The organism is Mesorhizobium sp. B2-6-1 (assembly GCF_006440475.1).
Taxonomy (GTDB): Bacteria; Pseudomonadota; Alphaproteobacteria; order Rhizobiales; family Rhizobiaceae; genus Mesorhizobium.
Genome location: NZ_VFUH01000002.1, coordinates 328258 through 350187, shown reverse-complemented (window position 1 = coordinate 350187; position 21930 = coordinate 328258). Strand labels below are relative to the sequence as shown.

The window sequence follows — 21930 nt, the reverse complement described above, 5'->3', positions numbered from 1 at the left end:
CTTTGCGAGAGCCGGCTATCCCCGCTCCGGGAACATCTCCTTTAGGCTCGCGCGCGAGGCCTTGGCGACGCCCCGTTCGGTAATCAGGCCGGTGACCAGCCGCGCCGGCGTCACGTCGAAGGCGGGGTTTGCCGCGGGCGTCGCTTCCGGCGAGACGCGCACCTGGGCGATCTCGCCGCTCGCGGTCTTGCCCCACACCAGCGAAACCTCGTCGCCCGAGCGTTCCTCGATCGGGATTTCGGCAAGCCCGTCGCCCACCGTCCAGTCGATGGTCGGCGAAGGCAGCGCAACGTAAAACGGCACGTCATTGTCTGCGGCGGCGAGTGCCTTCAAATAGGTGCCGATCTTGTTGCAGACGTCGCCGTCGGCCGTCGTGCGGTCGGTGCCGACGATGACCATGTCGATTGCGCCGCGCTGCATCAGATGGCCGCCGGCATTGTCGACGATCAGCGTATGCGGCACGCCGTGGCCGGCCATCTCCCAGGCCGTCAACTGGGCGCCCTGGTTGCGCGGCCGCGTCTCGTCGACATAGACATGGACCGGAATGCCGGCCTCCGTTGCCAGGTAGATCGGCGCGGTGGCCGTGCCGTAGTCGACGGTGGCCAGCCAGCCGGCGTTGCAATGGGTCAGGATGTTGACGGTTTCGCCCGGATTCTTGCGCGCCGCGATGTCCTTGATGATGGCGAGGCCGTTCTCGCCGATGGCGCGGTTGAGCCCGACATCCTCGTCGGCGATCTCGCTGGCGCGCCGATAGGCGGCTGCAGCGCGTTGTTCCGTCGGCAGCGGCCGCAGGACGCGCCGCATCTCATCCAGCGCCCAGCGCAGATTGATCGCCGTGGGACGCGTCTCGTGGAGCGTCTCCCAGACGGCGTCGAGCGCGGCATCCGCCGGATCGTCCGCCATCTGCATGGCGACGCCATAGGCAGCGGTGACACCGATCAGCGGCGCGCCGCGCACCCACATGTCGCGGATGGCGGTGGCGATGCCGTTAACGGTGTCGACCTTCACGACACGGAAGTCATGCGGCAGCCAGCGCTGGTCGATGATCTCCACCGAGCGCCCATCGTCGCTCAGCCAGATGGTGCGATAGTGGCGCTCGCCGACGTTCAAATGCGGTTCTCCTGTTCGATTAGCGCGGCCAGGTTGTTGACCTCGTCGATGCTGTGAATATGACGCCTATTGACGGCGATGTGGCGGCCGAACTTCAGCGCCCTCGCTTCACATGTGGCGCGCAGGTCTTCGTCGGCAATGGTTTCGAAATCGGCATTGTGGGCGAGGCCGAGGATGCGCCGGTGCACCTCGATGCCGGCAAAGCCGAGGAGGTCGTCCCAGATCTGGTGCAGCACATGGTCGAGCGCCTGCTCGGCGCCGAGCCTGTCGCCCTGATCCTCGAACAGGCTCTTTTGATAAAGCATGCCGTTGCGCTCCGTGCGCCACAGATGCGAGAATTCGGTGCGGAACACCGACCACGTCTGCGCCGTGACATCGAGCAGATAAGCGCGCATGGCGTCGCGCTTGCCGCTCTGCTCATGACCCCGCTGCGAGAAGAAGGCCATCCAGAAATTGGCGAGCAACATGCCGACATCGAAGGCCATCGGCCCGTAGAAGGCGAACTCCGGGTCGATCATCCTGGTCTCTGTATCCGTGACCATGATCGAGCCGGAATGCAGGTCGCCATGCAGCAATGTCTCTGCATTGGCGGCGAACAGATGCTTCAGGCGCTGCGCTTCCACCTTGAGGTCGCGGTCGGCGCGCAACTCGGCGACCAGGGCGTCGAGCTGCGGCGAAGTGTGCCGGTTCATCTTGGCGTCGAAATAGGGGTCGGAGAACACCAGGTTCTCCGTGATGTCGCACAGCTCGACATTGTCGGCGAACAGCGCCAGATCCGCTTTGCGTTCCTTGGTCACCATCGAGAAGTCGGAGCCGCGGAACAGGGTGCGGGCCATGAACAGCCCGATATCCCTGGCGATGTTCGGCAATTGCCGGCCCTCGATCAGCGCCCGCCGCAAAATGATGTGCGGCGACAGATACTCCATGATGATCAGCGCCTGGGTCTCGTCGAAATGGTAGATGGCCGGCACCGAGCCCGGCGCGCGCGCCTCCTGCCGCGTCAGCGCGTGATATTCGAAGAAGGAACGCTTCAGCGGCAGCGGCCAGCTGTCGCCGACCAGCCGGACATAGGGCAGGGCCTGCTTGACGACAGCCGCGCCCTTATCACCCTCGACGATGAAGACGAGATTAAGATTGCCGTCGCCGACCTCGCGCACTTTCCAGCGGCTGGTGTCCTCGCCGATGCGCCCGGTGAGCGCCTCGTTAGTGCCGAGCCGCGTGGCGAGCGTCTCCACCGACAGTGCTTCGAACGGCGTCTTCCCGGTCATCCTCACCCCTCCTGCTCGTTCCCCCATAATAGCGGAGCCACGGCGGCGGGGCCAAGCTAGGTAGCGCTCTGGCAATTGTCAATCGTGTTGACAATTGCCGATGTAGCCCATAGCGTCACGGGCAGGGAGGAACGCATGGTCGGCAATGCCGTGTTCCGCGTAGAGGGACTGAGGAAATCCTTTGGCCGCAACGAGGTGCTTGGCGGCGTCTCGCTCGAACTCCATGCCGGTGAAGTGACCGTCCTGATGGGCGCCAACGGCGCCGGCAAATCCACCCTCGTCAAGATCGTCAGCGGCGTCTACGAGCGCGACGGCGGCACCATGACCCTGGCCGGCCAGGACTTTGCGCCGGGAAGACCGGCGGAAGCGATCCGCGCTGGCGTCGTCACCGTTCACCAGAACATCAATGACGGTGTCGTCGCCGACCTTGACGTGGCGACCAATCTGACATTGGACAGGCTGAGCGGCAGTGGCGCCCCGGTGCTCTTCAACCCGGTCCGTGTGCATCGCGAGGCCAAGGCGGTTGCCGACCGCATGGACCTGGCGATCGACTTGAAGGCGCGCGTCAGCGATCTCTCGCTGGCCGATCGCCAGATGGTGGCGATTGCCCGCGCGCTGGCACATCAGCCGAAAGTGCTGATCCTCGACGAACCCACCTCATCGCTATCGAGCGCCGAAGCCGATCGGCTTTTTGCGCTGGTCGACAGGCTGCGCGCGCAAGGCGTGGCGATCCTCTATATCTCGCACCGCATGTCCGACATAAGGCGGCTTGCCGACCGCATCGTCTCGATGCGCGACGGCGCCGTGTCCGGCGTCTTCGACAAGAAGCCGCTCGACTACGAAGGTGCGGTCAATGCCATGCTCGGCCGCAAGATCCACCTCGACCAGATCGTCGCCAGGCACTCGGCCAAGGCGGTGCTGACCGTCGAAGGCCTGCGCATCGCCCAGGGCGCCAGGCCGATCTCGCTGACCCTTGGCGACGGCGAGGTCGTTGCCGTCACCGGGCTGGTCGGCGTCGGCAAGACAGCGCTTGCCGAGACGCTATTCGGCGTGCGCAGGCCGATCGCCGGCACCATGACGATGAACGGCAAACCCTACGCGCCGCGCTCGGCCGGCGATGCGATCGCCGCCGGCGTCTTCCTCATCGCCAAGGATCGCGCCACCAGCGGCATCGTCGGCGGCTTCAACATCGAGCGCAATGTCAGCCTGCCGTTCCTGAGGCGGATGTCGAACCTGGGCGTGCTCAAGCGCCGCCTCGAACGCGCCACGGCGCGCCGGCAGATCCAGGAACTGGGCATCGTCTGCCGCTCCGAGAAGGACGAGATGTCGGCATTGTCCGGCGGCAACCAGCAGAAGGTGATGGTCGCCCGCTGGATGGCGCAGGATGCAAGCCTGTTCATTCTCGATGAGCCGTTTCAGGGCGTCGACATCTCGGCGAGGCGCGACATCGCCGCCAAGCTGAGGGCAAGCGCCAATGGCCGCGCGACGCTTTTGTTCGTCACCGAACTCGACGAGGCGCTGGAGACGGCCGACCGTATCCTGGTGATGTCGGAGCAGACCATCGTCGGCGAACACCGCAACGCGGACATCGATCTCGATCGTCTGCTGGCCGAGGTGGCCGGCGGGCTGCCGCACCGCGCGGCTTGACCGGCTGGAATTGAAGAGCTGACGATGACAATTGGAATGGAGAGCATGGGTTCGAGTTGGGTAAAAACGGCAGCGGCGCGCGGGGGCGCTGAATGACGCAGCGCAACCACGCCATCCGCTACGGTTTCATCGTCCTGTTGTTCGGGCTCGTCGCTTATTTCGCGATCGCCGCCGACGGTTTCGTTTCGCCGCAAAGTGCGGTCTTCATTTTCCAGTCGGTCGCCATCACCGGCGTGCTGGCGCTTGGTGTCACCGCCACGCTGGTCGTTGGGGGTTTCGACCTGTCGATCGGCTCGGTCGCCACGTCAGCCATGATGGCGGCGGCCTATGTCATGGTCGTGCTGGAGCAGAACGCTGTCATCGCGGTCATCGTCTGCCTGCTGATCGGCGTTATCGTTGGGCTCATCAATGGTTGGCTGATCGTCTATATGCGCGTGCCGGACCTGCTGGCGACGCTCGGCATGATGTTCCTGCTGGTCGGCCTGCAGCGTATCCCGACCGAAGGCCGCTCGATCGCCACCGGCATGACCATGCCCGATGGCTCGGTCGCCAACGGCAAGTTCGGCGAGGCGTTCCTGGCGCTCGGCCGCCACCGCTTCGACTTCTTCATCCCCAATCTCGTTCCGGTCTCGGTCGTCGTCCTGGCGGTGCTCGCGGTACTGATCTGGTTCTTCCTCGAATACACCCGCTTCGGCCGCATGATGTATGCCGTCGGCTCCAATGAGCGCGCCGCCGAACTCGCCGGCGCGCCTGTCAAGGCATACAAAATCTGGGCCTATATCATTTCAGGAGTTTTTGCCTCGATCGGCGGTATTTTGCTCGCCGCGCGGCTTGGACGCGGCGACATCGCCTCGGGTAATAATCTTCTGCTCGACGCCGTCGCCGCGGCACTCATCGGCTACGCGGTTCTCGGCGCCGCCAAGCCGAACGCGTTCGGCACGGCCGTCGGTGCGATCTTCGTAGGCGTCCTTCTCCAGGGTCTGACGATGATGAACGCGCCATACTACACGCAGGATTTCATCAAGGGCGCCGTTCTGGTCGTCGCCCTTGTCTTCACCTTCGCTCTTTCCGGCAGGGGCAGGACATAGATTTCGACCGGGTTGCATTTCAACAAGTGGAGGAAACGACGTGAACATCACAAGAAGACTTTTGGGCAAGGCAGCGCTCGGGCTCGCCGGCGCGGCGCTGCTGATGCAAGGGACGGCTCTGGCCGCCGATCGCCCGGCGCCGTTCGACAAGCCCGGCGTCAAGATCGCGCTGGTGCGCTATCTCTCGACCGGTGACTTCTTCCAGGCCTATCTCTCCGGCGTCGAGGCGCAAGCCAAGGCCCTCGGCGTCGACCTGCGCGTGCTCGACAGCCGCCAGGACGCCGCCCTCCAGGCCGACATGGTCGACCAGGCCATCGCGCTCGGCGTGCAAGGCATCATCATCCAGCACGGCCTGACGGAATCGATGAAGGACGCCGCCCAGCGCGCGGTCGACGCCGGCATCAAGGTGGTCGCTTTCGACGTCAATGTCGAAAACCCCAAGATCCCGCAGATCGAGCAGTCAGACCGCGACCTTGCGCGCCTCGCGCTCGAGCAGGCCGTCAAGGACAATGGCGAGAGCTGGAAGGCCGGCTATGTCTATGTCGCGGGCATCGCCCCGCTCGACCGACGCAACGAAACCTGGGTCGACGTGAAGAAGAAATATTCGGGCATCAACGAAGTCGCCATGTTCGGCACATTGGACAACCCGATCGCCAACTCGGTCGCCAACCAGGCGCGCTCAGTGCTGACCGCCCATCCCGACATCAAGGTGATGTTTGCTCCCTATGACGAGTTCGCCAAGGGCGTGAAGATCGCCGTCGACGAGGCAGGCCTGAACAAGGACATCAAGATCTATTCGGCCGACATCTCGACCTCCGACATTGCGGCGATGCGGGAGCCCGACAGCGCCTGGGCGGCAACCGCCGCGACCAACCCGGCCGTCGTGGGCCAGGTCTCGGTGCGTGCGCTGGCGCAACTGCTGGCCGGCGAAGACCCCGGCCACAACGTCGTCGTGCCGCCGACGCTGATCACCCAGAGGGACCTTCTCGACAAGGACATCAAGAATATGGAGGACCTGTCGGCCAAGCTGCCGCAGTTCGCCCATGCCGATGTCGCCATGCCCGCCTGGATGCCGAACCCGAACGCGAAGTAAGCCAATCGACATTGCAATTCGCTCACACTTGGAACAGCCGCTTGCAGCAACTGCAGGCGGCTTTTTTGCTGTCTTCATTCGTTGAACAGATCGGAGTAGGAGCCGGTGCGGGCAAGCCGCAGCTCATCGTCGGCAATGCGGTAGATCAAGAGCCAATCCGGTTCTACATGCGCATCCCGATAGTCTTTCCAGTCGCCTTTTAGAGGGGTGATCCTTATAACGCGCCGGCAGTCCGGCGATGAGCAGGCCCAACAACTCGCGCAATTTAGCGAGGTCTTTGCCACGCTTCTCCATGCGCTTAACGTCCCTGCGGAATTGCCCGGAGTGAACGGGCGTCGGCATGTCAGATGCCCAAATCCTTGAACAATTCGTCGGCTGACGCGAAACGCTTGCCTTTGCCTTTTTCCAATTCGGCCATGGCCTTTTGGGTGGTTGCGTTCGGCACCTTCACCGGAAAGGGAAATTCCTTGTCGGCGGCGACGCGGACCAGCAGCAGCCGAATGGCGTCGGAGACCGACAGTCCCATTGCCGCCAGGGCTTCGGTAGCCTGGTCCTTTGTCGCGGCATCAATTCGAGCGCGGACAACCGTGTCCGTAGCCATGTTGCGACTCCCTACTGTTGAGCCACAATGTAGCTACAAACGGGTGTTCTTGCAAGCCTGCCGTCTGCGCTGTGCGTGACGGTGCTACCGCAGCGCCGCCGCGATATTGCCCCCGTCGACCGTCGTTACGTCGGCGGTTGTGCGGTCGGCCAGCGCGTGGTGCAGGAAAGCCTGCGCCACGTCCTGCGCCGTCACCTCCTGGCCGAGCAGATTGCCGGACATGTATTCTTTTTCCGAGACACCGCGTGCGCCCGATCGGCTGGCGATCATGGCGTCGGTCAACAGCCCGGAGCGGATGCGGTCGGCATTGACGGCGTTGGAACGGATGCCATGCGCGCCGTAATCCAGTGCATATTGCCGGGACAGGAACAGCGTCGCCGCCTTCGGCACGCCATAGGCGCCGAATTTCGGACCCGGATTGACCGCCTGCTTGGAGGTGTTGAACAGGAGAGCGCCGCCGGTGCCCTGTTCGAGCATGATGCGCACCGCGTTCTGCGCCACCGACTGGTGGGCGAAGAAATTGAGCTCGAAGCTCTTGCGCAGCAGCGCGTCGTCAAGTTCGCCGATCCGGCCTTCCCAGGCGGCACCGGCATTGGACACCACTATGTCGACGCCGCCATACACGGCGACCGCCTTGTCGAAGGCTGCACGCACTTGGTCCGGATCGGTGATATCGGCGGCGACGCCGATCGAATTGTTGCCCGCTTTCTTGGCCGCATCAGCGGCTTTTTCGCCATCGAGATCGACGACCACCGCATGGGCGCCATTGTCGGCGAAAAGCTTGGCTGTCGCGGCGCCGATCGCACCGGCTCCGCCAGTGATCAGCACGACCTGGCCGGTCAGCGGCTTCGGCTTGTTGGAGGCGAGTTTGGCCTGTTCCAGCGACCAGTATTCGAGCGGGAACAGGTCGGCCTTGGAAAGCGGATGAAAACGGCCGACCGCTTCGGCGCCGCGCACGGCCTCGATCCACATCTCGCCGACGTCGGAGGCGATCCTGGCATCCTTCAGCGTGCGGCCATGGCCGAACATGCCGAGTCCTGGCACCAGCGTCAGCCGCGGCATCGGGTCGAGCATGGTGCGTTTGACGTCGTCGAGCGCGTCATTGGTCTCGAAATAGGCACGGTATTCCTTGGCGAAGGCGTCGACATGGCTCTTGATGACGGCCTTGTAGTCGCCAATCTTGTCCGCATCGGGCGCCGGCACCGCCATCGGTCCGGTCTTGATGCGGATCGACAGGTCCGGCGTCGACACGCCGCGTGCGGCATAGTCGGCGATCTCGGCCGAATTGATGAAATCGACGATCGCGTCCGAGGTGCGGAAATCGCTGATCATGCGGTCGAAGCGGCCTTCGCGGCGCGCCACCGCCACGGCGCCGCGCAACATAGGAGCGATGGAAGCCGGCGTCGCGAGCTTCGCGGGAAGCGCGGCCTTTGCCGCCTTGGGCTTGGCATGCTTGGCTACATACTCCTCGGCGACATTCACATAATGGATCATCCGGTCGTAGGCCTGCTTGGCGTCGTCGCCGAAGGTGAAGATGCCGTGCTTGTCGAGGATCAGGCCTTCCACATCAGGGTCGGCGTCGAAAACGTCGGCAGCCGCCTTGGCGAGGTCGAAGCCCGGCATGATGTAGGGCACGTAACCCATCTTGGCCCCGAACACCGTCTTCACCAGCGGCTTGCTGTCTTCCTGATCGACGATCGCCAGGATGGCGGTCGAGTGCGTGTGGTCGACGAATTTGTGCGGCAGGAAGGCATGCAGCAAAGTCTCGACCGAAGGATTGGGCGAGGACGGATCGATGAGGTTCGCCCGCTGCAGCGCGACCATGTCCTCGTCGGAGAGCTTGTCCAGCGCGCGCGCCTTGATGAGCGCGCCCATCTTCACCGCCGGCAAGCCCTCCGGCTCGATGACGGCCATGTCCCAGCCGCTGCCCTTGACGCACAGCACGTCCCATTCGTCGCCGACGAGGTCGGTCGCCTTGGTCTTGCAGGAGGTGTTGCCGCCGCCATGCAGCACCAGTCTCGGTTCGCCGCCCAGCAGGCGCGTCGTGTAGACGCGTAGCGCGAGGTCGCGTCCGACGCCTTTCTTTGCATAGTCGGCAACCATCTTCTCCGCGTCGCCGTCATTCCACAGGTTCTTCATTAGCTTCGTCCGGTTGCTGTCATCGTGGTGAAACAGGAATGCCGCGACGCCCTGATGACGGCCGCGGCAGGAATGGTCTCTAGGATACCTTTTTGCCTGGCGCTCCGGCATGATCCAGAAGCCGCTGCGCCATGTCGGCGCCGACCACCAGATGCGTGCAAAGGCCGCCGTCGATCGCAGCGAGCAGGGGTTCGAACTTGCTGTTCTCCTGCACCACCATCAGCCGCTTCTGAATGGCGCGCAACGAGGAAAGCTCCGCCGAGATCACCCGCCTGTTGTAGCCGCAGTCGAGCACCTTGCCCTCGGCATCGATGATCTGCCCGGCAATGACGCCGGCCGCCCCTGCTTTGCGCAGGTCGGCCATTTCGTCTGATGTCAGCGCGCCGCATTTGACCAGATGGCTGTCGGCATCGACGGCGCCGACCGAATACAGCGCCAGATCGCATTCGTGGATGCTCGACAGCTGTTCGCGGATTACAGGCTCGGCCCGCAGGCCGCGCGCCAGCTCTTCTGTGGTCAGCACGAGCGGCGCGTAGAAATTGATGCCCTTGGCGTTGAGCCGCCGGGCGATCTCCATCGTGCACTGGTCGGGACGATAGGAATATGGCGCGCCGAGATTGCCGCAGAGCTGCACCACGGTGACATCCTGGAGATCGGCGTAGGACATGATGTCGGCGATCATGTAGACGGTGCGTCCCCAGGCGACGCCGATGCGGTCGCCTTTTTTCACCAGTTCGAGAAAGACGCTCGCCGCCAGCACCGCGATGTCGGTGGCGGGATCGGCGATATGGCCGTTTTCCGGCGCGATCCAGACCGCGTCGAGACCGAGTGCATCCTCGAGCTTGCGCGCCATGACGTCGTCGGTGAAAAGCTGGGTCGAGGTCGAGATGTTGACGATGCCGGTCTCTCGCGCCTTGCGCAGATACATGGCAACCGAGGCGCGGGAAATGTTAAGCTGGCTCGCCACCTGGTCCTGGCGCAGGCCATGCGCATAATAGAGCCAGGCGGCCTTGTGGATAAGTTGTTCTGCCGGTCGGATTGCCATGCCTTCTCCTCGGCTGACATTAGTCACGGCTCTCGACAAAAGTCAAACCGCGCGGAGGTACGCGATGCCTTTACGCGCGCCAAATCTAGATCATCATTGCGCCAGACGCGCTTTGTCGTGGCATCGTTGCTGGTGACGCGGCCCCAGCCTGTGGTTAGAACATGTCGGCAAAGGGACATACGGGGAGGACACGATGGGCAACCCTTACGAACAGGATCTCGACAGGAACGCTGCCAACCACCAGCCGCTGACGCCGCTCACCTATCTGGAGCGGGCAGCCAAGACCTATCCCGATCATGTCGCCATCATCCATGGCCGGCAGCGCGTGACGTATCGCGATTTCTGGCGGCGTTCGCTGCAGCTCGCCTCGGCGCTCTCCAGGCGCGGCATAGGCAAGGGCGACACGGTGACGGTGATGCTGTCGAACACGCCGCCGATGCTGGAGGCACATTTCGGCGTGCCAATGACCAAGGCGGTGCTGCATTCGCTCAACACTCGCCTCGACGCCGCCGTGATCGCTTTCCAGCTCGACCATGCCGGGACCAGGGTGCTTATCGTCGATCGCGAATTCTCCGGAGTGGTTCGGCAAGCGCTCGATCTGGCCAAGGTGAAGCCCCTGGTCATCGACTATGACGATCCCGACTACGCCGCGGACGCTCCCTATCCGAAGGGTGGTCGCATCGGCACTCTTGATTACGAGGCCTTCGTTGCCGAGGGCGAGGAGAATTTCGCCTGGTCGATGCCAGACGACGAGTGGGACGCCATTTCGCTCAACTACACCTCGGGCACGACAGGCAACCCGAAAGGCGTCGTCTATCATCATCGGGGTGCTGCGCTGATGGCCTACGCCAACACCGTCCATGCCGGCATGGCCAAGCACGCGGTCTATCTGTGGACACTGCCGATGTTCCACTGCAATGGCTGGTGCTTTCCGTGGACCTTGGCCGTCCAGGCCGGCACCCATATCTGTCTGCGCTGGGTTCGGCCGAAGCAGATCTACGACGCCATCGCCGACCATGACGTCACCCATCTGTGCGGCGCGCCGATCGTCATGTCGGTGCTGATCAACGCCAGGGATGAGGACAAGCGCCAGTTCCCGCAAGCCGTCACCTTCAACACGGCCGCCGCGCCGCCGCCGGAAGCGGTGCTCACCGGCATGGCCGATGCCGGCTTCGCCGTCACGCATCTCTATGGTCTGACCGAGACCTACGGCCCGGCGGTGGTGAACGAATGGCACAATGAGTGGGATCATCTGGAGAAGGGGCAGAGGGCCACGAGGAAGGCCAGGCAAGGCGTCCGCTACGCCGCGCTCGAAGGCCTCACGGTGATGGATCCCGAAACGATGACGCAGACGCCCGCCGACGGCCAGACCATCGGCGAGGTCATGTTTCGCGGCAACATCGTCATGAAAGGCTATCTCAGGAACCGCAAGGCCACCGACGAGGCGTTCGCCGGCGGCTGGTTCCACTCCGGCGATCTCGGCGTCATGCATGCGGATGGATATATCCAGCTCAAGGACCGCTCCAAGGACATCATCATTTCGGGCGGCGAGAACATTTCCTCGATCGAGGTCGAGGACGCGCTCTACAAGCACCCGTCCGTTGCGTCTTGCGGCGTGGTGGCGCGGGCGGACGAGAAATGGGGCGAGGTGCCGGTCGCCTATGTCGAGCTGAAGCCTGGCAAGACGGCGACCGAGGCAGAGATCATCGAGCATTGCCGCGCGCTGCTTGCCCGCTTCAAGCTGCCGAAAGCGGTGGTGTTCGCCGAGATCCCCAAGACCTCGACGGGGAAGATCCAGAAATTCCGGCTAAGGGAGATGGCGAAGGAGGCGTAGGCCGCATGGCCGCTCTTGCCATGACCTCGACAATTTGCGGCGGGCCTTGTGACTTCGTCATCCCAGGGCGAAGCAAGGACCAAGCGACGCGGCGCAGACCCTAGGATCCATGCCCTGATGTCAGTCAAAAAATGAGGTGGATCAGGAAGTTACTGTAGCCTACAGCAGCCATCCTCGACTGCCGGAGCACGGCCGCAAGGCCACGGCATGGATCCTAGGATTTCCGCGACGTCGCTTCGCGACTGCTCCACCCTGGGATGACGAAGTGCGAGGCGAGCCACCCCCCTCACTGTCACCATCTGTCACCATTTTGTACGCGTACGCCGAATCCGCGTTGACATCGCGTTCCTTTCGATTTACGAGTGACGAAAATCAAAATTCATCACTAGTAAATCGAAAGAGGCTATGTCCGAAACCGCCAACCTCGTCGCCGATGCCGCTCGCCAGGAGAATGTAACGCGCATTCTCGATTGCGCCGAGCGCCTGTTCCGGCACTATGGCTACGGCAAGACCAATGTCGCCGACATTGCCCGCGAACTCGGCATGTCGCCAGCCAACATCTATCGCTTCTTTGCGTCCAAGGTCGAAATCCACCAGGCGGTCTGTGGCCGGATGCTCGGGGCCAGCTACAGGATGGCCTACGAGATCATGCATTTGCCGATCAGCGCCGAGGAACGGCTGCGGCGCTACGTGCACGCGCAGTACAAGATGACGATGGAGGTCATGCTCGACGACCAGAAGGTCCATGAGATGGTCATCGTCGCTCTCGAGCGCGATTGGAGCGTCATCGACAAGCATGTCGACAGTATCCACGATCTTTTTGCCGAGGTGATCCGCGAGGGCATCGCGGCCGACGAATTCAGGGAACAGGATCCGGTGATTGCGTCGCGCTGCTTCGGCGCCGCCACGGTCATTTTGTGCCACCCGCAGATGGTGGCCCAGTGTCTTGCCAAGACCAACCGGGCAATGCCCGACGACCTCATCGACTATGCGATCAAGGCCTTGAAGAAATAGCCGCCGCCCGCCGGGCGCCGGCAACGACAATCAATCTCCAGTTTGGGAGTGCTAAGGTGTCTTCGTCCAATTCCATTATCCGCTGGCTGCCCGTTGCCGGCCTGATCGTCGCGGCACTCGGCCTTGCCGGTTGTTCCCAGGAGAAGGCGGAGGTCAGGGATATCATCCGCCCCGTCAAGGTCGTCGAGATCGGCGCGGCGCAGACCACCCGCCAGCTCGATTACTCCGGCTCGGTGCGTGCTCGCACCGAGATGAATCTCGGCTTCCGCGTTGCCGGCAAGGTCACCGAGAGGCTCGTCGACATCGGCCAGCATGTCACCTCGGGCGACGTCCTCGCCCGCGTCGATCCCTCCGACTACGAGCTTTCGGTCAAAAGCGCCGCGGCGAGCCTTGACGCCGCCGAGCGCCAGGTCGAGACGGTGGATCTCGCCAGGAAGCGCGCCGAGCAGCTCTATGCCAAGAATTTCGCGCCGAAATCGCAGCTCGAGCAGGCGACGCTGGCCTACAACCAGGCGGTCGCGACGCGCGATGCCGCCCGCTCGACCCTCGCCCAGGCTCAGAACCAGGTCCACTATACCGACCTCAAGGCGAGCGAGAACGGCATCGTCACCGCGGTCAGTGCCGATGTCGGCCAGGTGGTCGGTGCCGGCACGCCCGTGATGACGGTTGCCGTCGATGGCGAGAAGGAAGTGCTGATCGCGGTGCCTGAAATGGATATTGCCGGCTTCAGGCCGGGCAAGGAGGTCAAGGCAAGCTTCTGGGCGGACGATGCGCTGACGCTTGCCGGCAAGGTCCGCGAAGTGGCCGGCAGCGCCGACCCGCAGTCGCGTACCTTCGCCGTTCGCGTCTCGCTTCCCAACGATCCGCGCGTGCTGCTCGGCATGACCGCCAACGTGCAGGCCTCGATCGACAGCAAGACCCAGCTGGTCTCGATCCCGCTCAGCGCCCTGGCTGAAAAGGACGGCCAGAAGATCGTCTGGGCCGTGGACCGCGGCAGCGACACCGTGCATTCGCGTCCGGTCAAGATCGCGAACTTCACCGCCGATGGCGTCGCGGTTGCCGACGGCCTCAAGCAGGGCGACGTCGTGGTTGCCGCTGGCACCCAGTTCATGACCGACAATCTGAAGGTCAAGCTGTCCGGCGACAGTCTCCAGCAGTCCGCCTCGGCGGCGGACGACGCTGCCACCAGCAGCCTGCGCTGACAGCCAGGCACTACGAAAGCCCCCCTGTCTTGGCGGCGCGAGCCGCAAGACCGGGCAGGCCATGGTTTCCGGGCGGCAGGCGCCCGATCGTCGAGACGCCGGCAAGATGGCTCCCCCGCATCATTGTCGCGTCACACGCGATGCGAGTCTCTCCGCTTGAGGGAGCTTCGCCGCCCGGAAGCCAGACGAAGAACGCATGAACGGCATGATGAACCTGCCCTGCAGATCAATTGGACTGGACTGGCGCCATGACCACCGACAGCAACACTGAAAAGCGGCCTTTCAACCTCTCGCGTTGGGCGATCGGGCATCCGAGCATCGCACGTTTCCTGTTCGGCCTGATCATCCTTGCCGGTGCGCTCGGCCTGATGCGCATGGGCCAGAAGGAAGATCCCGATTTCACCTTCCGCGTCATGGTCGTGCAGGCGATCTGGCCGGGTTCTTCGATCCAGGAGATGGAAGACCAGGTCGTCAACAAGATCGAACGCAAGCTGCAGGAAACGCCGCATCTCGACTTCGTGCGCTCCTACACGCGCGCCGGCAGCGCCATCATCACGGTTCAGATCAAGGGCGACACCAATGCTGCCCAGGTCAACGACGCCTTCTATCAGGTGCGCAAGAAGGTCGGCGACATAGCAGGCGATCTGCCGCAGGGCCTGCTCGGCCCCTATTTCAACGATGAATTCGGCGACACCTTCATCACCTTGCATTCGATCAGCGGCGATGGCTTCAGCTATCCCGAATTGAAGAAGTTCGCCATCCAGGCCCGCGATATGCTGCTGACGACGCCCGGCGTCGAAAAGGCGGTCATCATCGGCGACCAGCCCGAGAAGATCTATATCGACGTCTCGTCCAAGGCGCTGGCCGAGCGCGGCCTGACGCTGACTGACCTGCAGAACGCGATCAAGGGACAGAACAATGTCGACCCGGCAGGCTCTGTCGACACCGGCCTGCGCTCGGTCCGCATTTCGGTCGAGGGCGACGTCACCAGGGCGGCCGACATTCGCGAGCTGCGCTTGCGCGCCGGCAACCAGGTGACGCGCCTTGGCGATATCGCCACCGTGAGCTCGGGGCTGGAGGATCCTTTCGAGCGCAAGTACCGGTTCAATGGCCACGAGAGCGTCCAGCTCGGTGTCGTCATGGCCAAGGGCTTCAACGTCACCGATGTCGGCAAGGACGTCGAGGCGACCTACAAGCGATTCGAGGAGGCGCTGCCCTATGGCGTCTCCGTCGACCAGATATCGGACCAACCCGAGGTCGTCAGGGACGCTGTCGGCGAGTTCATGCATGCGCTCGGCGAAGCGCTGCTGATCGTGCTCGTCGTCTCGTTCCTGTCGATCGGCTGGCGCTCCGGACTTGTCATTGCGATCGCCATCCCGCTGGTCCTGGCCGCCACTTTCGCCGTCATGTACGAGATCGGCATCGACCTGCAGCGCATTTCTCTCGGCGCCTTGATCATCGCGCTCGGCCTGCTTGTCGACGACGCCATGATCGTCGTCGAGATGATGGAACGCAAGCTGGAGGAGGGGCTGGTCAAGATCGAGGCGGCGGGTTTCGCCTATTCCTCGACCGCTTTCCCGATGCTGACCGGCACGCTGATCACCACCGCCGGCTTCATTCCGGTCGGCTTCGCCGCCTCCACCGCCGGCGAATATGTCCGCACGCTGTTCTACGTCGTCGGCATCGCGCTCGTCGTGTCCTGGTTCGTGGCGGTCTATTTCACGCCATGGCTGGGATATATGATCCTCAAGCAGCGCAAGCATGCCGGTTCCCATCACGACGTCTTCGACACCAGCTTCTATCGCCGGCTTCGCTCGACCGTTACCTGGGCCGTGCGCCATCGCATCATCGTGCTGACGATGACGCTGGTGACCTTCGCCACCAGCCTGTGGGCCTTCCAGTTCATTCCGCAGAACTTCTTCCCGCAATCGTCTCGCCCGGAAATCCTCGTCGATCTCTGGCTGCCGGAAGGCACCAGCATCAAGGAAGTCGAGACGCAGGCCAAGGCGCTGGAAGCCAAGATGATGGACGACAAGGACAAGCGCTTCATCGCCACCTATATCGGTGAAGGCGCGCCGCGCTTCTTCCTGCCGCTGGACCAGCAGCTCAGGAATCCGAACTTCGCCCAGCTTCTTGTGATGGCCAATGACGAGCCGGCGCGCGAGCGGCTGATCGTCAAGCTGCGTACCATCCTGGCGCAGGACTTCCCCTCCATCCGCGGCAAGGTCGACCGCTTGTTCCTCGGGCCGCCGACAGGCTGGCCGGTGCAGATGCGCGTCATGGGCCCGGACCGCCAGGAAGTGCGACGCATTGCCGACCAGGTGAAGGCGAAATTCCAGGCCAACCCGCTGCTCGGCGCCGTCCATGACGACTGGCTGGAACCTGTGCCGGCGATGAAGCTGGTCATCGACCAGGACCGCGCCCGTGCGTTGGGCGTCACCTCGCAGCGCATCCGCCAGATGCTGCAGGCGTCCATGTCCGGCGCGCCGCTGGGCGACTTCCGCGACGGCGAAGAAACGGTGTCCATCGTCGCGCGCGAGCCGGATGCCAGCCGCGCGCTGCTGTCCTCGGTCGATTCCATCTACATCCCGACCGATTTCGGTGGCTTCGTGCCGCTGTCGCAGGTGGCCAAGGTTGTGCCGGTGCTGGAGCAAGGCGTCGAGTGGAGGCGCGACCGCTTGCCGACCATCAGCGTGCGGGCGACCTTGCCCGACGGCGTGCAGTCAAACGACGTCGTCACCAAGATGTACAACGACATGAAGGGCCTGCGCGATGGTCTGGCGCCTGGCTACAAGATCGAGATCCAGGGCGGTGCCGAGGATTCGGCGGAAAGCCAGGCTTCCATTGCCGCCAAGGCGCCGATCATGCTGGCCGTCATCGTCATATTGCTGATGGTCCAGCTGCAGCATTTCGGCAAGGCTATGCTTGTTCTGGCCACCGGTCCGCTCGGCATCATCGGTGCGGCCGCGGCCCTTTTGATCAGCGGCGCGCCGTTCGGCTTCGTCGCCATCCTCGGCGTCATCGCGCTGCTCGGCATCATCATGCGAAACTCCATCATCCTCGTCGACCAGATCGACCAGGACATCGCGAAAGGCATGGAACGCTCCGAAGCGATCATCGGCTCGGCTGTGCGCCGTTTCCGGCCGATCGTGTTGACGGCAATGACCGCGGTGCTGGCGCTGATCCCGATCTCGCGCGGCGTATTCTGGGGGCCGCTCGCCTACGCCATGATGGGCGGCATTCTGGTTGCAACCGTGCTCACCATCCTGGTGCTGCCCGCCGGCTACGCCCTGTTCTTCGGCCGCGAGCGCAAGAAGGTGCCGACCGACGAACAGACGCCCGAACCGGAAACCGTCGAAGGCGTGGAGAGGCCGCAACTCGCTTTGGCGGCTGAATGAACGAAATCGGCCGGTCTCATTTGAGACCGGCCGATTTCTGTTCTTGCGGAGCCGAAGGCCGCTTGCCCGTCAGGCAAATCAGATAACGAAAAACCAGTTGGCGATCAGCATTACCGCCACGCCGGCGACCAGCGTCAGATAGGGCAGCATGCCCGCCTTTTTCACCGAGAGGTCCGCTCCCGCCATGCCGAGGTCGGCCAGCATGTGGTCGGGGAACTTGCCGCCGTCCTGGATGTAATGGCGGAAGCAGAACACCGGGATGATCAGCGCTGCGGTGATCAGCCCGGCCCACAGCGCCATCGGGTTCCACACCTTCGCGCCGGCGCCCATGAAGATCGCGTTGACATAGGCGAAGATCGCTCCGACGCCGAGCAGCCAGCTCGGGGCCTTCCATGGCCGCGCGATATGGCCGTTGTCGATGCGATGGATCCAGCCGGCATTGAGGTTGAGGAAGTTGAAGATGATGTAGCCGCAATTGGATACGGCGAGAATGAAGAAGAAGCTCGTCGCATCGGCCGAGGCGATCGCCAGCACGATCAGGTTGAAGCACAGGTCGGTCCACATCGCCCGCGTCGGCGCGCCATGTTCGTTGACATGGCTGAGGTAGCGCGGCAGCCAGCCGTCGACGGAGCCCTGGTAGAGCGTGCGCGAGGAGCCGGCCATAGCCGTCATGATGCACAGCACAAGCGCCAGGATCATCAGCATCACCAGCAGGCTGTGGATAAGCCCGCCGCCGCCGACCATGCCGGCGAGAGCATCCGCCACGCCTGAGCCGTCGACGATCGGCGTCGCCAGCATGCCATTCAACCCGAGCACGCCTTGGAAGGTGAACGGCACCAGGATGAACAGCAGCATGCAGAGCAGGCCGGAATAGAAGATGGCCTTGAAGGTGTCGGTGCCCGGATTCTTGAACTCGGACGTATAGCAGACGGCGGTTTCGAAGCCGTAGGTCGACCAGGCGGCGATGAACATGCCGCCGAGCACCAGCGTCCAGCCGGCAATGTTCCAGGCGCCGGGCTCTGGCGCATACGCGGCCGCTAGCGGCACCAGCGGCGAAAAATTCGCCCAGTTGATCTGGCCGGTGAAGATCGGCACGACGCCGACGATCAGCATCGGGACGATGACCAGCAGGCCGATATATTTCTGCACATTAGCGGTGCCCAGGATACCGCGATGCTGGATCGAGAAGATCATCAGCATCAGCACGGCGCCGATAAAGAAGGTGGCGTTGAAGGTGAAGGACACCGGACCCAGCGTGTGGCTGAACGCCGACCACGTGCGGATCGCCGGGGTCGCCGCCGCGGTCACCGCGGTAATGGCGTCGGCGGCGCTTGTTCCGGCATGTGCCGCGACATAGGCGGCGACCTCGGGCGACGTGTCGGTAAAGATCGGCACCGGCGCCAGCGCGTTGAGGATATAGGCGGCGGCGATCGAGCAGCCGAGCGAGAGCACCGGCGACCAGGCAAACCAGTTGCACCACACCGACAAGGGCGCGATGAACTTGGAGTAGCGCAGCCAGGCGGTGGCGCCGTAGATCGAGGCGCCGCCCGATTTGTTCGGGAACAGGCCGGCGATCTCGGCATAGGTGAAGGATTGCAGGAAGCCCATGACCATGGACACCGTCCAGATCAGGAAAGCGAGCGTCCCGGTCGTGCCGGCAATGCCGCCGATCGAGAACAGGACGAGGGCCGGGACGCCGCTCGCCACCCAGAAGGCGCCGCGCCAGTCGATATGCCTGAGCAGCTTGCTTTCGGCAGGCTGGTCCAGGACCGTGCTTATGGTGCTCATGTCGGTGAATTCCCCTTTTTGATGTTCCCCGCCGGCGACGCCTCGGCTGTGCGAAGCTTGCTCCCCGGCCTATATCGCCGCGACTTCAGTGTTTCCACTCAGTCGTATTTTTTTCTTAGGAGTGAAGATTGATCCGGCGCGCTTTCACGTCAAGCGTTTTGTCGCGCCGTGCACATCACGCTTGCGGGCGGGCGCACAAATGTGCCCCGCGGCGCCGCCGACGGGCAGTCCCGTATGCCCGGAAGGCCGCGATCAGGAACGCGGCCTGGTCTTCTGCGGATCGTAATGGGCGAAGGCCACGACTCGCGCCGGCAGCCGCTTGGCGTGGCCGTCGAGCTTGCCGATTTCGACTCGCGCGCCGATGGCGGCGTGGGTGACATCGAGCCGCGCCAGCGCGATGGTCTTGTTCAGCACCGGCGAGCGCATGCCCGACGTGACGACGCCGATCTGGGCGCGGCCGACATGCACGCAATCGCCATGGCCGACCGCGACGTTGGCATCGATGTCGAGCCCGACCAGTTTGTTCTGCGGGTTCTCCTTGCGCCGGATCAGCGCCTCGCGGCCGATGAAGTCGTCGGTCTTGGACTTCAGCGGCACGGTGAAGCCGATGCCGGCCTCGAACGGGTCGGTCTGGTCGGAGAACTCGTAACCGGCGAAGATCAGCCCGGCCTCGATGCGCACCATGTCCAGCGCCTGCAGGCCCATCGGCTTCAATCCATGCGGTTGGCCGGCGGCCCAGATCGCGTCGAAGACCTTTTCGGCGTCGCGCGGATGACACCAGATCTCGTAGCCGAGTTCACCGGTATAGCCGGTGCGCGAGACGACGACCGGAACGCCATTGCCGCCGCCGATGCGCGCGACGGCGAAGCGGAACCATTCCAGTTCCTCGATCGACGGCTGCAGCGGCGAGGTCCAGATCACCTTCCTCAGGATATCGCGGCTCTTCGGCCCCTGCACGGCGATATTGTGCATCTGGTCGGTGGACGAGCGCACCAGCACGTTGAGGCCGAGCTTTGTCGCCGTCTCGCGCAGCCATTCGCCGGACAGATCGTCGCCGCCGACCCAGCGGAAATTGTCCTTGCCGAGCCTGAGCAGCGTGCCATCGTCGATCATGCCGCCATGCTCGTAGCACATGGCGGAATAGACGACCTGGCCGACGCCGAGCTTCTTGACGTCGCGGGTCAGCGTGTACTGCAGCAGCGCTTCGGAATCCGGGCCGGTGACCTCGAATTTGCGCAGCGGCGACAGGTCCATGATCACGGCGTCCTGCCGGCAGGCCCAGTATTCGGCGATCGCGCCTTCCCTGGCGAAGGAATTGGCCAGCCAATAGCCCCTGTACTCGACGAAGTCGCGGGTGTGCTTGGCAAAGCTCGAATGAAAGGAGGTCTCGCGGGTCATTTTCGGTTCCGAATCGGGCGTCATGCGTCTGGCGATCGCACGCGAGAATTTGTGCTGGCCGGAATAGGTGCGCACATGGATGTCGGTCAGGTCCCAGCCATTGGCCGGCGTCGTGTCGTCGGGGCAGGCGGAGGACACGCAGACGATGTCGGTCAGGGCCCGCAGCAGCACATAGTCGCCGGGCCGCGACCATGGCTCGTCGGAGACCATGACGCCATGCGCGTCGATCGCCGTGTTGAAGAAGAAGTTGATCGCCATCCAGCCGGCGCGTGGTGTGACGCCCTTGTCCGACAGCGCGCGGTTGAAATTCTCCGAGCAGTTGGCGTGGCCGGGATAGCCGATGTCATCGTAATATTTGGCGGCGCATGCGAGCGCGAAGGCGTCGTGCCGGCCGCATGTGTCCTGCACCACTTCGACCAGCGGCTCCATGTCCTGGTCGTAATATTTCGAGTGCAGCCCCGGCATCGGATAGCTCGCGCCCATCAGCGTGCGTGTCGTCGTCACATCGAGCGGATGGTCGAGCCCCTTGTCCAGCTTGCGCGCCGAAAAGCACTGGAAGTCGGTGCACTGGCGGCCATCGACGTCGATGATCTGCAGATAGTCGCCGGCTTTGACGAAATAGGATTCCGCCGTCGCCGAATGGACGCGCAGGTCGAGCACCGGATCGGCGAGCGGGTCGGCCAATTGCGACTTCGCCGCCGGACGGATGGTGGCACGCCGCACGATCACGGTAAGCGGCGTCGCCGTATCATGGCCGTCGACCAGCATCGGCCCGCCGGGCGCGGCGATCACCACCGAGCCGACGCGCGCAACGCTGAAAGCCTGTTCGGTGCCGGCCGGCGTGGCGCCGCCGAATACGCGCACCGCCTTGGCTTGGTCGAGCCGCACCTGCCGGCGCGCGAGCCCGCGCCGCAGGGACGCGAGACTGTCATCGCCCTCGGCAAGCAGCGCCTTGATGCCGGCGGCATTGCTGTTGGATTTTTCCCCGAGGATGGAGGGATCGGTCGCACCCGTGCCGTCCCACGCCAGCAGTTCGCAAGCCTGGCCGCCCTCGACATTGCGCACCGTGATCGTGTCGCCGGCCTCGGCCTCGATCAGCACCGCACCATTGCCTTGGACCGTATAGCGCTCCATGCCCGGCGGCAGCGCGATCTGGCCGGGCCGCAGGATCAGGCTCGGCCGGGGTGGTCCGGATGCGACGGCAGGGTAGGGCGACTGGCTCATCTCAGCCTTGCGGTTCGAGAAACAAGTTTGCCTGTGTGTGAAATTATTTTAGCAGCAAGAATAGCAGTGCGGGTGGGTTTG

General features: G+C 63.7%; 14 protein-coding genes and 1 pseudogene. 7 read left to right on the top strand and 8 right to left on the bottom strand.

The genetic code is table 11. The features are described 5' to 3' along the window. Positions 1-15 precede the first annotated feature (15 nt). Both mtnA and mtnK read right to left on the bottom strand, forming a co-directional pair. The gene (mtnA, locus tag FJ443_RS06370) at positions 16-1110 is read right to left on the bottom strand and encodes an S-methyl-5-thioribose-1-phosphate isomerase (RefSeq protein WP_140663138.1); all 1095 of its coding nucleotides are present in this window, start codon (positions 1108-1110) and stop codon (positions 16-18) included. Beyond that, positions 1107-2378: an S-methyl-5-thioribose kinase gene (gene mtnK, locus FJ443_RS06365; RefSeq protein ID WP_140663136.1), complete on the bottom strand. Its 1272-nt coding sequence runs from the start codon at positions 2376-2378 to the stop codon at positions 1107-1109. Before mtnK ends, mtnA begins: the two co-directional genes overlap by 4 nt. A 135-nt stretch (positions 2379-2513) precedes the next feature. On the opposite strand from mtnK, the gene FJ443_RS06360 reads away from it, so the two are divergent. The 3 genes from FJ443_RS06360 to FJ443_RS06350 all read left to right on the top strand — a co-directional run bounded on the left by FJ443_RS06360 (position 2514) and on the right by FJ443_RS06350 (position 6206). Further along, complete coding sequence (locus FJ443_RS06360) at positions 2514-4025, top strand: sugar ABC transporter ATP-binding protein (RefSeq protein WP_140663134.1); 1512 nt, start codon at positions 2514-2516, stop codon at positions 4023-4025. Between the two features lie 92 nt (positions 4026-4117). Continuing rightward, positions 4118-5113, top strand: coding sequence for an ABC transporter permease (locus FJ443_RS06355; RefSeq protein WP_140663132.1), 996 nt, complete (start codon positions 4118-4120; stop codon positions 5111-5113). Positions 5114-5153: 40 nt separating this feature from the next. Further along, positions 5154-6206, top strand: a complete 1053-nt coding sequence (locus tag FJ443_RS06350; RefSeq protein WP_140629147.1) for a substrate-binding domain-containing protein — start codon at positions 5154-5156, stop codon at positions 6204-6206. Positions 6207-6280: 74 nt separating this feature from the next. Here the strand turns inward: FJ443_RS06350 and FJ443_RS06345 are convergent. The 4 genes and pseudogenes from FJ443_RS06345 to FJ443_RS06330 all read right to left on the bottom strand — a co-directional run bounded on the left by FJ443_RS06345 (position 6281) and on the right by FJ443_RS06330 (position 9991). Then, positions 6281-6548, bottom strand: a pseudogene (locus tag FJ443_RS06345) (type II toxin-antitoxin system YafQ family toxin). A gap of 1 nt (position 6549) precedes the next feature. Further along, positions 6550-6807 (bottom strand): type II toxin-antitoxin system RelB/DinJ family antitoxin, encoded by a 258-nt coding sequence (locus FJ443_RS06340; RefSeq protein WP_140497837.1) that lies wholly within the window; start codon positions 6805-6807, stop codon positions 6550-6552. Positions 6808-6891: 84 nt separating this feature from the next. Next, the gene (locus FJ443_RS06335) at positions 6892-8946 is read right to left on the bottom strand and encodes a bifunctional aldolase/short-chain dehydrogenase (protein ID WP_140663130.1); all 2055 of its coding nucleotides are present in this window, start codon (positions 8944-8946) and stop codon (positions 6892-6894) included. A 79-nt stretch (positions 8947-9025) separates the two neighbouring features. Beyond that, on the bottom strand, positions 9026-9991 hold the full coding sequence (locus tag FJ443_RS06330; RefSeq protein WP_140514676.1) for a sugar-binding transcriptional regulator: 966 nt from the start codon (positions 9989-9991) through the stop codon (positions 9026-9028). A 193-nt stretch (positions 9992-10184) separates the two neighbouring features. Between FJ443_RS06330 and FJ443_RS06325 the strand changes: the two genes are divergently transcribed. The 4 genes from FJ443_RS06325 to FJ443_RS06310 all read left to right on the top strand — a co-directional run bounded on the left by FJ443_RS06325 (position 10185) and on the right by FJ443_RS06310 (position 17439). After that, a complete protein-coding gene (locus tag FJ443_RS06325; protein ID WP_140663128.1) occupies positions 10185-11825 on the top strand; it encodes an acyl-CoA synthetase in 1641 nt (546 codons plus the stop codon). Positions 11826-12230: 405 nt separating this feature from the next. Continuing rightward, positions 12231-12839: a TetR family transcriptional regulator gene (locus FJ443_RS06320; RefSeq protein WP_140663126.1), complete on the top strand. Its 609-nt coding sequence runs from the start codon at positions 12231-12233 to the stop codon at positions 12837-12839. A gap of 56 nt (positions 12840-12895) precedes the next feature. After that, complete coding sequence (locus tag FJ443_RS06315) at positions 12896-14041, top strand: efflux RND transporter periplasmic adaptor subunit (protein ID WP_140663124.1); 1146 nt, start codon at positions 12896-12898, stop codon at positions 14039-14041. Between the two features lie 248 nt (positions 14042-14289). Continuing rightward, positions 14290-17439: an efflux RND transporter permease subunit gene (locus FJ443_RS06310; RefSeq protein WP_140663122.1), complete on the top strand. Its 3150-nt coding sequence runs from the start codon at positions 14290-14292 to the stop codon at positions 17437-17439. Positions 17440-17517: 78 nt separating this feature from the next. Here FJ443_RS06310 and FJ443_RS06305 read toward each other — a convergent pair whose 3' ends face one another. Next, the gene (locus FJ443_RS06305; protein ID WP_140663120.1) at positions 17518-19227 is read right to left on the bottom strand and encodes an APC family permease; all 1710 of its coding nucleotides are present in this window, start codon (positions 19225-19227) and stop codon (positions 17518-17520) included. A 252-nt stretch (positions 19228-19479) separates the two neighbouring features. After that, a complete protein-coding gene (locus FJ443_RS06300; protein ID WP_140663118.1) occupies positions 19480-21849 on the bottom strand; it encodes an aminomethyltransferase family protein in 2370 nt (789 codons plus the stop codon). Positions 21850-21930 lie beyond the last annotated feature (81 nt).

Bases quoted from the DNA above. Each gene is read 5' to 3' on its own strand.
- FJ443_RS06335 (WP_140663130.1), bottom strand. From the start codon at position 8,946: ATGAAGAACCTGTGGAATGACGGCGACGCGGAGAAGATGGTTGCCGAC.
- mtnK (WP_140663136.1), bottom strand. From the start codon at position 2,378: ATGACCGGGAAGACGCCGTTCGAAGCACTGTCGGTGGAGACGCTCGCC.
- FJ443_RS06360 (WP_140663134.1), top strand. From the start codon at position 2,514: ATGGTCGGCAATGCCGTGTTCCGCGTAGAGGGACTGAGGAAATCCTTT.
- FJ443_RS06300 (WP_140663118.1), bottom strand. From the start codon at position 21,849: ATGAGCCAGTCGCCCTACCCTGCCGTCGCATCCGGACCACCCCGGCCG.
- FJ443_RS06320 (WP_140663126.1), top strand. From the start codon at position 12,231: ATGTCCGAAACCGCCAACCTCGTCGCCGATGCCGCTCGCCAGGAGAAT.
- FJ443_RS06310 (WP_140663122.1), top strand. From the start codon at position 14,290: ATGACCACCGACAGCAACACTGAAAAGCGGCCTTTCAACCTCTCGCGT.
- FJ443_RS06355 (WP_140663132.1), top strand. From the start codon at position 4,118: ATGACGCAGCGCAACCACGCCATCCGCTACGGTTTCATCGTCCTGTTG.
- FJ443_RS06305 (WP_140663120.1), bottom strand. From the start codon at position 19,227: ATGAGCACCATAAGCACGGTCCTGGACCAGCCTGCCGAAAGCAAGCTG.
- FJ443_RS06325 (WP_140663128.1), top strand. From the start codon at position 10,185: ATGGGCAACCCTTACGAACAGGATCTCGACAGGAACGCTGCCAACCAC.
- FJ443_RS06330 (WP_140514676.1), bottom strand. From the start codon at position 9,991: ATGGCAATCCGACCGGCAGAACAACTTATCCACAAGGCCGCCTGGCTC.
- FJ443_RS06340 (WP_140497837.1), bottom strand. From the start codon at position 6,807: ATGGCTACGGACACGGTTGTCCGCGCTCGAATTGATGCCGCGACAAAG.